Annotated in this window: 14 protein-coding genes; 7 read left to right on the top strand and 7 right to left on the bottom strand. The window is 60.5% G+C overall.

What is annotated here, in order from left to right; all coding sequences use genetic code 11:
* Positions 1-31 precede the first annotated feature (31 nt).
* The 3 genes from cgtA to rplU all read right to left on the bottom strand — a co-directional run bounded on the left by cgtA (position 32) and on the right by rplU (position 2,053).
* A complete protein-coding gene (gene cgtA, locus Q7C33_RS24440; RefSeq protein WP_039593902.1) occupies positions 32-1,255 on the bottom strand; it encodes an Obg family GTPase CgtA in 1,224 nt (407 codons plus the stop codon).
* A 190-nt stretch (positions 1,256-1,445) separates the two neighbouring features.
* Positions 1,446-1,703 carry a 50S ribosomal protein L27 gene (rpmA, locus tag Q7C33_RS24435; protein ID WP_003205738.1) on the bottom strand — a complete coding sequence of 86 codons (258 nt, stop codon included), beginning with the start codon at positions 1,701-1,703 and terminating at the stop codon, positions 1,446-1,448.
* A gap of 35 nt (positions 1,704-1,738) precedes the next feature.
* Entirely contained in the window at positions 1,739-2,053 is a 315-nt protein-coding gene (gene rplU, locus Q7C33_RS24430) for a 50S ribosomal protein L21 (RefSeq protein WP_003176051.1), read from the bottom strand.
* Positions 2,054-2,305: 252 nt separating this feature from the next.
* On the opposite strand from rplU, the gene Q7C33_RS24425 reads away from it, so the two are divergent.
* The 3 genes from Q7C33_RS24425 (at position 2,306) to Q7C33_RS24415 (ending at position 4,313) form a co-directional block, all read left to right on the top strand.
* Entirely contained in the window at positions 2,306-3,274 is a 969-nt protein-coding gene (locus Q7C33_RS24425) for a polyprenyl synthetase family protein (RefSeq protein WP_030140289.1), read from the top strand.
* A gap of 236 nt (positions 3,275-3,510) precedes the next feature.
* Positions 3,511-3,852, top strand: a complete 342-nt coding sequence (locus Q7C33_RS24420; RefSeq protein ID WP_030140290.1) for a zinc ribbon domain-containing protein YjdM — start codon at positions 3,511-3,513, stop codon at positions 3,850-3,852.
* A gap of 203 nt (positions 3,853-4,055) precedes the next feature.
* Positions 4,056-4,313 (top strand): PA4570 family protein, encoded by a 258-nt coding sequence (locus Q7C33_RS24415; protein WP_003205743.1) that lies wholly within the window; start codon positions 4,056-4,058, stop codon positions 4,311-4,313.
* Between the two features lie 160 nt (positions 4,314-4,473).
* Here the strand turns inward: Q7C33_RS24415 and Q7C33_RS24410 are convergent, their stop codons facing one another.
* The 4 genes from Q7C33_RS24410 to Q7C33_RS24395 all read right to left on the bottom strand — a co-directional run bounded on the left by Q7C33_RS24410 (position 4,474) and on the right by Q7C33_RS24395 (position 8,985).
* Positions 4,474-5,091 carry an FKBP-type peptidyl-prolyl cis-trans isomerase gene (locus tag Q7C33_RS24410; protein ID WP_003205746.1) on the bottom strand — a complete coding sequence of 206 codons (618 nt, stop codon included), beginning with the start codon at positions 5,089-5,091 and terminating at the stop codon, positions 4,474-4,476.
* Between the two features lie 197 nt (positions 5,092-5,288).
* On the bottom strand, positions 5,289-5,777 hold the full coding sequence (locus tag Q7C33_RS24405) for a TIGR00645 family protein (RefSeq protein WP_003205748.1): 489 nt from the start codon (positions 5,775-5,777) through the stop codon (positions 5,289-5,291).
* 121 nt (positions 5,778-5,898) lie between these two features.
* The gene (locus tag Q7C33_RS24400) at positions 5,899-6,240 is read right to left on the bottom strand and encodes a PA4575 family protein (protein WP_030140291.1); all 342 of its coding nucleotides are present in this window, start codon (positions 6,238-6,240) and stop codon (positions 5,899-5,901) included.
* Positions 6,241-6,546: 306 nt separating this feature from the next.
* The gene (locus Q7C33_RS24395; protein WP_202334965.1) at positions 6,547-8,985 is read right to left on the bottom strand and encodes a Lon protease family protein; all 2,439 of its coding nucleotides are present in this window, start codon (positions 8,983-8,985) and stop codon (positions 6,547-6,549) included.
* Positions 8,986-9,259: 274 nt separating this feature from the next.
* Between Q7C33_RS24395 and Q7C33_RS24390 the strand changes: the two genes are divergently transcribed.
* The 4 genes from Q7C33_RS24390 to Q7C33_RS24375 all read left to right on the top strand — a co-directional run.
* Positions 9,260-9,748 carry a DUF3015 domain-containing protein gene (locus tag Q7C33_RS24390; RefSeq protein WP_030140293.1) on the top strand — a complete coding sequence of 163 codons (489 nt, stop codon included), beginning with the start codon at positions 9,260-9,262 and terminating at the stop codon, positions 9,746-9,748.
* An 88-nt stretch (positions 9,749-9,836) separates the two neighbouring features.
* Positions 9,837-11,690, top strand: coding sequence for an Lnb N-terminal periplasmic domain-containing protein (locus Q7C33_RS24385; protein ID WP_407684288.1), 1,854 nt, complete (start codon positions 9,837-9,839; stop codon positions 11,688-11,690).
* Positions 11,691-11,780: 90 nt separating this feature from the next.
* Positions 11,781-12,137 carry a hypothetical protein gene (locus Q7C33_RS24380; RefSeq protein WP_407684287.1) on the top strand — a complete coding sequence of 119 codons (357 nt, stop codon included), beginning with the start codon at positions 11,781-11,783 and terminating at the stop codon, positions 12,135-12,137.
* A gap of 70 nt (positions 12,138-12,207) precedes the next feature.
* Positions 12,208-12,648 (top strand): GreA/GreB family elongation factor (locus tag Q7C33_RS24375; RefSeq protein ID WP_407684286.1); only part of this gene is annotated, 441 nt, incomplete at its 3' end.

The following is a 12,648-nucleotide window of genomic DNA, read 5'->3' as shown; positions in this document are numbered from 1 at the left end:
TCCCACAGGCCTTGGTTTCAACTGAGTAGCATCAGTCGCGGACGTAGATAATTTCCGGACCGTCCTCGTCATCCACATCTTCTTCGTCCCAATCGTCGTCGCCGATGTCATGGACCGACTTGACGCCACTGCGGCGCAACGCACGCTGGTCGTCCAGCGCCTGCAACTGCGCGCGAGCCTCGTCTTCGATGCGCTGGTCGAGCTCTGCCAGCTCTTCCTTGTAGGCCGGGTCGTTGGCCAGGCGGTCGGCGCGATCTTCCAGGTAACGCATGATGTCGTGGCACAGGCGCTCGGTGTTTTCCTTGGCAATGGCCGAGATCACATAGACCGGACCTTCCCACTCCAGGCGATCAACGATTTCCTTGACCCGCTCCTCGTGCTCTTCTTCGAGGATCTGGTCGCACTTGTTCAGCACCAGCCAACGGTCGCGCTCGGCCAGGGCCGGGCTGAACTTGGTCAGCTCGTTGACGATGACTTCGGCAGCATCGGCAGCACTGGTTTCATCCAGCGGCGCCATGTCGACGAGGTGCAGCAACAGGCGGGTACGAGACAAATGCTTGAGGAAGCGAATCCCCAGGCCCGCACCTTCGGAAGCCCCTTCGATCAACCCCGGGATGTCGGCGATCACGAAGCTCTTCCAGCGGTCAACGCTGACCACACCCAGGTTCGGCACCAGGGTCGTGAACGGGTAATCGGCGACTTTCGGCTTGGCTGCAGAGACCGAACGGATGAAGGTACTTTTACCGGCGTTCGGCAAGCCCAGCAGGCCCACGTCGGCCAACACCTTCATTTCCAGCTTCAGGTCGCGCTGCTCGCCGGGCTTGCCTGGCGTAGTCTGGCGCGGCGCACGGTTGGTGCTGGATTTGAAACGGGTGTTGCCCAGGCCGTGCCAACCGCCATGGGCGACCAGCAGACGCTGACCGGCCTTGGTCAGGTCGCCGATGACTTCCTGGGTGGCGGAGTCGATCACCGTGGTGCCAACCGGCACGCGCAGGATCAGGTCTTCACCTTTCTTGCCGGTGCAGTCGGTGCTGCCGCCGTTGGAGCCGCGCTCGGCATCGAAGTGCCGGGTGTAACGGTAGTCCACCAGGGTGTTGAGGTTTTCGTCGGCGAGCATGTAGATCGAGCCGCCATCACCCCCGTCACCACCGTTCGGACCACCATTTTCAATGAATTTTTCCCGACGGAAACTCATGCAGCCATTGCCGCCGTCGCCAGCCTTTACTCGAATCGATACTTCATCAACAAACTTCATGACACACGCCTCTCGCCGTACGGACGAGCCGAAAAAAACAAGACATAAGACTCTTGCAAAAATGAGCGCAGCGACCTCAAAAAACGCCCAACAGCAGCGCCGACAGCCCATACAAACAGTTTTGCAAGAGACTCACCCCACAAACGAAAAAGCCCCGTCGCAAGACAGGGCTTTTCCAGCGGTCTCGCAATTAAGCTGCGATAACGCTTACGTAACGACGACCGAAGGCGCCTTTTACTTCGAACTTGATCACGCCTTCGACTTTAGCGAAGAGGGTGTGATCCTTACCCATGCCAACGCCGTAGCCAGCGTGGAATTGGGTGCCGCGCTGACGCACGATGATGTTGCCCGCTTTGATAGCCTGGCCGCCATACATCTTCACGCCAAGGCGTTTGGCTTCTGAGTCGCGACCGTTACGGGTACTACCACCAGCTTTTTTGTGTGCCATGAGTTCAATTCTCCTAGTGAGGAATTAGGCTGAAATTAAGCCTGAATACCGGTGATTTTGATCTCGGTGTACCACTGGCGGTGGCCCATACGCTTCATGTGGTGCTTACGGCGACGGAACTTGATGATGCGGACTTTATCGTGACGACCTTGGGAGATCACTTCAGCCACAACGGTAGCGCCAGCAACGACTGGAGCGCCGATATTCACGTCATCGCCATTGGCGACCAACAGAACGCGATCAAAAGTCACGGATTCGCCGGTAGCGATTTCCAGTTTTTCGATCTTCAGGTATTCACCTGGGGCGACCTTGTATTGCTTGCCACCAGTAACAATTACTGCGTACGACATGGTATTTCTCCGATAATCCTGCTCACCCAGCGCTTTATAAGAAGAGGTATTGGCTGGCATGGCTGCATGGGCTGGAAGGCCCGGATGCAATTGCGTAAGGCAGGTGCTGCCCAGGAAGTTCAGGGTGCGCGATTGTACGCAAGCTGACCGAGCCTTGCAAGTAGCCGCCCCGCACTGCAGAAGCATGCGCCTTGACAGGCCAGGACGTGGGTCCTAGCATGCCGCGCAACCCTTCTGGAGCGCCTGTCGCTGATGCAACCCCAAGCTTTCTACCGCGCAGTGGCGGACGATTTTAGTGCCGTCGACGGTATCATCAAGAAGCAGCTGACTTCCCGCGTGCCGCTGGTATCGAAAATCGGCGACTACATCACTTCGGCTGGCGGTAAGCGCCTGCGTCCTTTATTGGTGCTGCTGTGCGGCAAGGCCCTGGGTCGCGAAGGCGACGACATGCGCCTGCTGGCCGCCACCATCGAGTTCCTGCACACCGCGACGCTGCTGCATGACGACGTCGTCGACATGTCCGGCATGCGCCGTGGCCGCTCGACCGCCAACGCCATGTGGGGCAACGCCCCAAGCGTGCTGGTGGGCGACTTCCTGTACTCGCGCTCGTTCGAAATGATGGTCGAGCTGGGTTCGATGCCGGTGATGAAGATCCTGTCCCAGGCCACGCGCATCATCGCCGAGGGCGAAGTGCTGCAGCTGTCCAAGGTGCGCGATGCCAGCACCACCGAAGAAACCTACATGGAAGTCATTCGCGGCAAGACCGCGATGCTTTTCGAAGCCTCGACCCACAGCGCCGCAGCCCTGGCAGGCGCCACCGCCGAGCAGAGCGAAGCCCTGCGCACCTTCGGCGATCACCTGGGCGTTGCGTTCCAACTGGTAGACGACCTGCTGGACTACAAGGGCGATGCCGAGACCTTGGGCAAGAATGTCGGTGACGACCTGGCCGAAGGCAAGCCGACCCTGCCGCTGATCTACACCATGCGCGAAGGCACGCCGGAACAAGCAGCGCTGGTGCGCCAGGCGATCCAGAAAGGCGGGATCGAAGACCTGGAGCGTATCCGTGCCGCGGTCGAAGCCTCCGGCTCGCTGGAATACACCGCGACACTGGCCCGGGACTATGTCGCCCGCGCGATCAAGTGCCTCGATGCGCTGCCGGCCAGCGAGTATCGCGATGCACTGGTGGAACTGAGCGAGTTTGCGGTCGCCCGTACTCACTGACACACCGGCCTTTTTTGTGGCGAGGGGATTTATCCCCGCTGGGCTGCGAAGCAGCCCTAAAAGCTACATTCCGGTGTTCCAGGTAGATTGGTTTGAGCTCTCTTGGGGCTGCTGCGCAGCCCAGCGGGGATAAATCCCCTCGCCACAGGTTCTCCGAACGCAGTACCCCCCCTCTTTCGCGACAAAACCCTATACAATGTGCGCCCTTTTGCCCTCCTGATACTCAAGGAACCCTAGTGAGCACGTTGCCTCCCTGCCCTAAATGCAATTCCGAATACACCTACGAAGACGGCACCCAGCTGGTCTGCCCGGAGTGCGCCCACGAATGGTCCGCCAGCGGCGAAGCTGAAGCGCCTTCCGACGACACCGTGAAGAAAGATTCGGTCGGCAACGTCCTGCAGGACGGCGACACCATCACCGTGATCAAGGACCTCAAGGTCAAGGGCACATCGCTGGTGGTCAAAGTCGGCACCAAGGTGAAGAACATCCGCCTGTGCGATGGCGACCACGACATCGACTGCAAGATCGACGGCATCGGCCCGATGAAGCTGAAATCCGAGTTCGTCAGAAAAGTCTGATCCTGCTGTAATCCCATCCCGCGCCCCGCGTGGGATGGCTCCCCCCTTCTCGCTTAAAGCCCTATCTTGCGCAAGCTTGGCCAATCCGCGCCAATTCGCGCTATCACGACCCATCGTCAGAAAAACAATCGCCACGCCAATAGAGACTTGCTATTTAGCGAATAAGAATTATTCTCATCAAACCCATCAAGGAGATGAGAACCATGACTTATTTGATCGATGCCTGGCTGGACCGCCCACATCCCTACCTGAGGATCCTGCATCGGGAAACCGGGGAAGTCTGTGCGGTACTTGAAGAAGAAGCCTTGAATGAGCTGCAGGACCAGGGAGACCTGGACCTCAACAGCCTCAACTCCAGCGAACCGCTGGTGCTCAAGGAGTTGGTGCGAAACCTGTTCCTGTTCTGCTATGCCAGGGCGTTGCGCCCGACGGGCGATTTCAGCGGCAGGTTCCATGGATGAGCATAAATAACCTGTGGGAGAACCTGTGGGAGCGATGGTGCGGCAATCCGACTTGCTCGCGATCGCGGTGCGTCAGCAACGAGGATGTCGACTGACTATCCGCTTTTGCAGCAAGCTCGCCCCCACAGTTTTTTGTCCGGCTGTAAAACCGGGCAGGGTCTTACAGTACGTCCAGCAGCTCGACGTCAAACACCAGCACGCTGTGCGGCGGGATGCTGCCAACGCCTTGAGCGCCGTAGGCCAGCTCGCTCGGCACGTACAGGCGCCATTTGCTGCCGGCGTTCATCAGTTGCAGCGCTTCGGTCCAGCCTGGGATCACGCCGCCTACCGGGAACTCGGCTGGCTGGCCACGATCGTAGGAGCTGTCGAACACAGTGCCGTCGATCAGGGTGCCGTGGTAATGAGTGCGCACTTGATCCTCACGGGTCGGCTTGGCGCCTTCACCTTGGGTCAGCACTTCGAATTGCAGGCCGGAAGCCAGGGTGGTGATGCCTTCACGCTTGGCGTTTTCGGCCAGGAACGCACGGCCTTCGCCCGCAGCGGCTTCAGCCTTGGCGGCGGCTTCGGCCTGCATGATTTCACGAATGACCTTGAAGCTGGCGGACATCTCGTCCTGGCCCACACGGCTAGGCTTGCCGGCGAACGCGTCGGTCAGGCCAGCCAGGATCGCGTCCAGGCTCACACCCGGTGGCGGGTTGTCGCGCAGTTGGTCGCCCAACTGACGGCCAATGCCGTAGCTGACGCGGGTTTCGTCGGTGGACAGGTTAACTTCGGACATGATGCTGCTCCGCTGTGCGGACGGCTCGAGAGTTGCCGTGTGTGCCACAGCGCCTCCCGGAGCGCCCGGAACCAAAAGGGCGAGCAGACTAGCACAGATGCCATGGCGCGGACGAACCGCTCACGCGCCCTCCCCTCCAAACGACAACGCCCGCCTGTTTCTCGACAGGCGGGCGCTGCGTCGGCACTGAGGATGGCTCAGTGCTTGGTCAGTTTGTCCAGGTAGCCCATGGCAAACGCCGACACCACGAAGGTCATGTGGATGATCACGTACCACATCAGGTGTTCGGGATCGACGTTTTTGGCGTCCATGAAGATACGCAGCAAGTGGATCGAGGAAATGGCCACGATCGACGCGGCGACTTTCATCTTCAGCGAAGACGAGTCCATGGTGCCCAGCCAGTTGAGCTTTTCCTTGTCATCGCCGATATCCAGTTGCGAGACGAAGTTCTCGTAGCCGGAAATCATCACCATCACCAGCAGGCCGCCCACCAGCGCCATGTCGATGAGCGACAACAGCACGAGGATCAGGTCCGACTCGGCCATGGAAAAGACGTTGGGAATGACGTGAAAGACTTCCTGGAAGAATTTCAGCGCCAGGGCCAGCAAGCCCAGGGACAGCCCGAAGTAGATCGGCGCCAGCAGCCAACGGGAGGCATACATTGCATTTTCGATAAAGCGTTCCATTGAATCTCATACCAGGGCTGAAAAAACGCGGCGAGTATATCAGCCACGATCCGCCCCACAAACGCCGCCCCCTCCCTCGGGGTCCGGCGCTTGTGTCAATTTTTTACTGCCCAGGCATGCGTCACTGAAGCGGACGGTACTCGAAGCCGCCGACGTTGCGACAACGGCCTCCGTTGATTTCCCGCAGTTGTGCCTGCATATGCAGGGACCAGATCTGCGGATCATCCGCCAGCTCATAGCCATGGGTCGTCAGGCTCTGGACGATGGTATCGAGGATGGTTTCAGCGGCTGTCGGACCGGGGAACGGCCCTTGGGCCTTGATGGCGGAGGGTTGCTCACCGGCCATTCCGGCGGCGAAGAGCACGGTCCACATGCCGGTGTCGCCGGCAAGGGGGCGCACGGCGCATTCGATGCGGGTGACAAGCCCGAGGCATTGACGAGTAAGGCAAAGGTTGCGCGACATGGCGGCGCCCCTCGGTAGATCCGGTATTCAGCCCGGGAGGGGCTGTTTCGATCCAATGATGGCTCTCGTTATCCTTGAACTGAGGATAGGAGAAAAGTTCCGGCACCGAAGGATTTCGAGACCAGAATACGCCGAGCGGTCACAGTGTGAATATTGACGCCAAAGTGGTGACACTTTTTAAGGAAGCCACAAGAACTGTGGGAGCGGGCTTGCTCGCGAAAGCGGTGTGTCAGCCAACGACAATGTCGACTGACAATCCGCTTTCGCGAGCAAGCCCGCTCCCACAATTAGATCGCCATCAGAACATCAAGCCGGCTTGGCTTCCACCAGCGCCTGCTGCGCCATTTCCTTTTCCGCTTCCTTGATATCGTCTTCGCTGATCATTTCCGCGATGACCCGGAGTCGTTCCACCACGCGGGCATTGACGCTGCCCTCCGGGAACTCGCCGTTCTCGTCCGGTTCGCCAGCGGGCTCGCCCACCAGCAGGCTCAGGGCTTCGTCGGCCTGGCGCACGGCATAGACATGGAACTGCCCGGCGCGCACGGCCGCCAGCACTTTCTCGTCGAGCATCAGGGTCGCGACGTTGGCCTGGGGAATGATCGCCCCTTGCTCGCCCGTTAGCCCGCGGGCTTCGCAGAGGCGGAAGAAGCCTTCGATCTTCTCGTTGACCCCGCCCACCGCCTGCACTTCACCGAACTGGTTGATCGAGCCGGTGATGGCGAAGCATTGCTTCAACGGGGTCTTCGACAAGGCCGAGATCAGTGTGCAAGCCTCCCCAAGGGACGCACTGTCGCCGTCCACATAACCGTAGGATTGCTCCAGGGCGATACTGGCTGAAATCGCCAGCGGGAACTCCTGGGCATACCGGCTGCCCAGGTATCCGGTCAGGATCATCACCCCCTTGGAGTGAATCGGCTGGCCTAGGTTGACCTCTCGTTCGATGTCGACGATACCGCTGCCGCCCGGGTACACCGTGGCGGAAATCCGCGCTGGCACGCCAAACGCCGAGTCGCCCACTTCCAGCACCGTCAACCCGTTGCACTTGCCCACGGCCGCGCCGTCGGTGTCGATGAGAATGATCCCCGCCAGCATGTCGTCGAGGATTCGCGCCGAAACGCGCCCGGTGCGGGTGGCCTTGGCCTTGAGCGCACGTTCGATGTGGCCGGCGTCGGTCATCTCGTCACCGGCCAGTTGGCGAATGAAATCCGCCTCGCTGACCAGCTGGAACAGATCGCCAATCCGCGCCGACAAGCGCCCCTGATGCTCGGCCAGGCGTGCACTGTAGGTGGCCAGGCGCGCCACCGCATCAGCGGTCAGCGGTGCCATGCCCTCTTCCGAGGTTCGGGTCTTGAGCAACTGGGCAAACTGCTCCAGGCTCTCGTCGCCCATCGGGATGTCTTCGTCGAAATCCACCAGCACGCGAAACATCTCCTGGAAATCCGAATCCAGGTCCTGCAAAGCGTAATAGAGCTGGCGCGCGCCGATGATCACGACCTTGACCTGCAACGGAATGTGTTGCGGCGTCAGGGTCACCGTGGCCAAGCGACCCAGCTCGCCCAGCGGCGATTCCATTTTCAGCTTGCGCGACTGCAGGGCGCGCTTGAGCGCATCCCACACGAACGGCTCGCCGAGCATTTTTTCCGCTTCGAGGATCAGGAAACCGCCGTTGGCACGGTGCAGGGCACCCGGACGCAACTGTCGATACGTGGTGTAGAGCGCACCTTGGTCGGTGCTGTACTCGATTCGGCCAAACAGGTTGTCGTAGGTCGGGTGCGGCTCGAACACCACCGGGGCGCCACCGCTCGCCGGATGGCCGACGACCAGGCTCGGCGCGTATTGCTCTTCCAGCAGCTTGCGGGCGACGGCGTCGGTCTTGCTGTCATCCACCAACTGCTCGACCACGGTCTTGAGCAGATAGACCTGCATGGCTTGCAGATAACCGCACACGGCGGCGTTCTCGGCGTATTTCTCCGACAACGGCGCCAGCAATGGTTGCAAGGCCAGGGTGATGGTTTCTTCGTTGAGGTGACGCAACTGGTTGTTGGACTCGCGTTTCCACTGCGGCAGGCTGGCGAGTTCTTCGTTCAGACGCTCCTCCAGGCCGGAAATATCCTCATGGAATCGCTCGCGCTCGGCCTCTGGCAACTGGGCGAACTCCGCCTCGTCCAGGGCCTTGCCCTCGCTCATCGGGGTGAAGGCGATGTTGCTGCTGTCACGGTACAGCGCGACATCTTTTTCCAGCGCCAGCCGCTCGATTACATCGAGGGCACGGTCGTAGCGCTGGTTGAAGGCGCGGTCGATGGCGCTTTTTTTCTGTTGATAGGACGGATGCTCGAACACCGCCGGAAACGTCGCCAGCAGGTTGTCGATCAGGCCATTGATATCGCCAATGAAGGTGCCGGCGGTGCCCGACGGCAGCTCCAGGGCGCGCGGCTCGCGGGGTTCATCGAAGTTATTGACATAGACCCAGTCCGACGGGGTCTGCATGCGCTTGCCTTCGGCCTTGAGGTAGCGTTTGACGAACGAGAACCGGCCGGTGCCGGGCTCCCCCATGACAAATACGTTGTAGCCGGGGCGTGGCATCGCCACACCGAACTGCAATGCTTCGACCGCACGTTCCTGGCCAAGCACACCGCGGAAGGGCTCCAGATCATTGGTGGTAGAGAAGCTGAACTGTTCAGCGGAAAACGGACGGGTCAGCGCTTCGGGCGCTAGACGCAAGCTGGCAGCAACAGGATCAGGCATCGGGCTTCCTTACATCAGGCGGGGCAGATAGCGGCATTCTGGCGCTGCCCGTACCTGACTGGCAAGGAGCGCCTGAGGCCAAAGCATAGTCGAGGGACCAACCCAGGGCAGAGCCCCGCAAGCAACGGGTTTGCAGTAATGTTTTTGCAAAATGCCACGGAACCCTCGGATCGTGCCTAAACTCCAAACTGCGCGGCTGGAACAATAACCGGCCCACTGGCTGCTGTAGGGGCCAGACCCTGTCCATTGGTATGCACATAAAGAGAACATAGCTATGAAACGGATTCTTCTCGGTACTCTCTTCACCGCTGTATCCATCAACGCCATGGCTCAGGCGCCGGGCGGCCCGGATTGCGGTTGGGGCAACATGCTGTTCGAAGGTCAGCGTGGCACTCCGGCCCACTTCCTCGCATCCACCACCAACGGCACTTCCGGCAACGCCACCTTCGGCATGACCTCCGGCACCAACGGCTGCTCGACCAACGCAGCGCTGACCTACGGTGGCAAGTCCTGGCTGGCCATGAATGGCATGATGAACGAGCTGTCCGAAGACATGGCCAAGGGTCAGGGCGAAGCGCTGACCACCTACGCCGTGGTACTGGGTGTGGCGCCGGAAGATCGCGCACACTTCTCCGCTGTGACCCACGAGCACTTCCAGCAGATCTTCAGCAAGGCTGACGTGACGGCAGAAGACGTGCATACCAATACCCTGGCCGTGCTGAAAAACGACCCTCGCCTGGCCAAGTACGCAACTCAAGCTTAAGCTCGACACCACTCGCTCCTTTCGGGGAGCGGGTTTTCTTTTTGGGGCCCCTCCGGTCTTTATTTTTCGACTTTCCAAGTAGCCGACTATGCTCAAACGCCTTGCCTGGCTGGCGCTCTGTGTGTGCGCCCCGCTGTCCGCCGCGCCTCATGTCGACCCTCAACGTTTGCAGCAACTGGCCAATGACCGCTTCTGGATTTCCCTGGGTCACTACGAAACCGCCAAGCTCGGTGGCTGGCGCAGTTACATCAGCGACAAGAAATTCTTCCTCGCACCCGACGGCAACGAACATCCCGACCGCGAGCTGACCGCCACGCTGCAAGCCCTGTACGGCCCGGCCAGCGCTGGCCAGCAACACGCCCAATGCGTGTACCCGGCGCGCACCCGCTGGCTGAAGGCGCAGCTCGGCCTGACGAACCTGCCTGCGGTCAACTGCAGCGATTACATCCAGTGGTTCAAGGACGTTTCGCCCCACAGCGCGGTGATGATCTTCCCCGCTGCCTACCTGAACAGCCCGTCCTCGATGTTCGGTCACACCTTATTGCGTATCGACCAGGCCGACGTGCAAAGCGACAAGACCGCGCTGCTCAGCTACGCGATCAACTTCGGCGCCTACATCGAAGGCTCGGACAACAGCATCCTTTACGCCTGGAAGGGTCTGATGGGCGGTTATCCCGGCCTGTTCGCCCTGGTGCCCTACCAGGAGAAACTCTCCGAATACCGTAGCCTGGAGAACCGCGACCTGTGGGAATACCGCCTCAACCTGAGCCAGGCGGAAACCGAACGCATGGTCGAGCATGTGTGGGAACTCAAGCAGATCCAGTTCGACTACTTCTTCTTCGACGAAAACTGCTCCTATCGCCTGCTTGAACTGCTGCAAGTCGCGCGCCCCAGCCTGCGCTTGACCGAACAGTTCCCGCTGACGGCGATTCCCACCGACACCGTCAAGGCAGTGAAAGAAGCCGGGCTGGTGGAAAGCATCCAGTATCGACCGTCCCGCGAACGAGAGCTGCTCAGCCGCGCCGAACCGCTCAGCGATGACGAACAACAATGGGTACTGCAGGTCAGCGCCGACCAGCAGCAGCTGCAACGACCTGAATTCAAGGCGCTGCCGCGCGATCGCCAGGCGCTGATCATCGACGCGGCCTACCGCCTGGAGCGTTATCGCGCCAACGGCCAGGAGCGTGATCCCCAGCGTGCCCAACGCAGCTTCGAACTGTTGCGGGCGATCAACCAGAACCCCGCGCCGGAACTGGACATCGCGCAACCGGGCCTGCCCGAAGACGGCCACGAATCGCGCACCTGGCAAGCAGGCCTGGGCACGCGGGGTGACCGGGCGTTTGGCGAGTATGGCCTGCGCATGGCCTATCACGACCTCAATGACAACGCAGAGAGTTTCCCGCTAGGGGCGCAGATCGAAATCCTCCAATTGAAACTGCGCCAATACGAGGGCAACGATTGGCAAGTGCAGCAATTGGACCTGGCGACCATTCGCTCCTTGACCCCACGCAACGAGCTGTTGCAGCCGTTGTCCTGGCAAGTCACTGGCGGCTTGGAACGCGTGCCAGGCAAGCACGACGATGAAACGCTGGTCAGTCACGTCAATGGTGGTGGCGGCGGCACTTGGGCGTTGGGGGAGGATGTGTTGGGCTTTGCCCTGGGCACCGTACGGGTCGAGCACAATAACGATTTCGCCCAGTTCATCGCCCCGGCCGCCGGATTCAACAGCGGGGTGCTGTGGAAAAACCCGCTGGGCAACCTGAGCCTGGAAGCCAAGGGCGATTATTTCTTCAACGGCGAAGTGCGCCGCAGCCTGAGCCTGAACCAACAATGGGAATTGTCCCGCAACCTCGGCCTGCGCCTGAGTGCCCAGCGCGAATTCAGCCAACTGGCTTCGCCGGAGAATGAGGTAATGCTTGAAGTGAAGTGGTATCACTACTGAGCGAACGGATTAATCACCGCGCTTTCACACCGTTCTGACGAATCCGCTTCTAGACTTCTGTCATGAGTGGATCGGGCAGGAACGCAAAACATGTGGCGCGCGGCGGTGGTACTGGGTGTGTTGGTGTTGCTCGGTGGCTGTGAAACCACCCATGAAGATTTGATCGCCCGAGGTTATCCGCCGGCCTTCGCCGACGGTTTCGACGATGGCTGCAGCAGCGGCCGACAAGCCGCCGGCGCGATCACCGGCCAGTTCAGGAAGGACGTGCCGCGTTATCTCAAGGACCCGCGCTACGCCGAGGGCTGGAGCGACGGCTTTCGCCAATGCCAGGCCATGCGCGAGAGTGAAGAACGTGACGCCTATCGCGAACGCCACTGGGACGACCGCGAACGTGCCTGGCAACAGGAAAAAGATCGCGACGCCGCCCGGGCTTATCGCTCGCAGTGAGTCGCTCAGAGACATTCGTCGAAACCAAAACCTTGCGACCATGGCCCAAACTCCAACAGAGGAGAACCCTATGAGTCGCGCTTTCGTCAACGAAGACAACGCCGCCGCCCAGGCCGATCAACCGGTCGAACGCCAGATCAGTGCGCAACCCAACTACGTCACACCCACCGGGCTTGTCCAGCTCCAGGCCCGGGTCGCTGAGTTGCAGGCCTTGCACAGCCAGCAGGCGATCCAAGGGGATCTGGCGGACAAGCAGCGGATCGCCGACCTTGAACGGGATCTGCGCTATTTCAAGCAGCGCCTGCAAAGCGCCCAGGTCGTTGCGCCGACTTCGTCCGAACAAGTGCGAATCGGGCACTGGGTGACCTTTGTCGATGAACAGGATCACGAACAGCGAGTGCAGTTAGTGGGTGAAGACCAGGCCGATGCGGCCAAAGGATTGATTAATTGGGGCTCGCCACTGGGGCGGGCGTTGCTGGGGGCCAAGGTGGGGGATGAGGTGGTGTGGAAG

The organism is Pseudomonas sp. BP11-1-1, from assembly GCF_052112105.1.
Classification (GTDB): domain Bacteria; phylum Pseudomonadota; class Gammaproteobacteria; order Pseudomonadales; family Pseudomonadaceae; genus Aquipseudomonas; species Aquipseudomonas alvandae.
The sequence above is the reverse complement of the archived record's forward strand: the minus strand, read 5'-3'. Positions and strand labels throughout refer to the sequence as shown.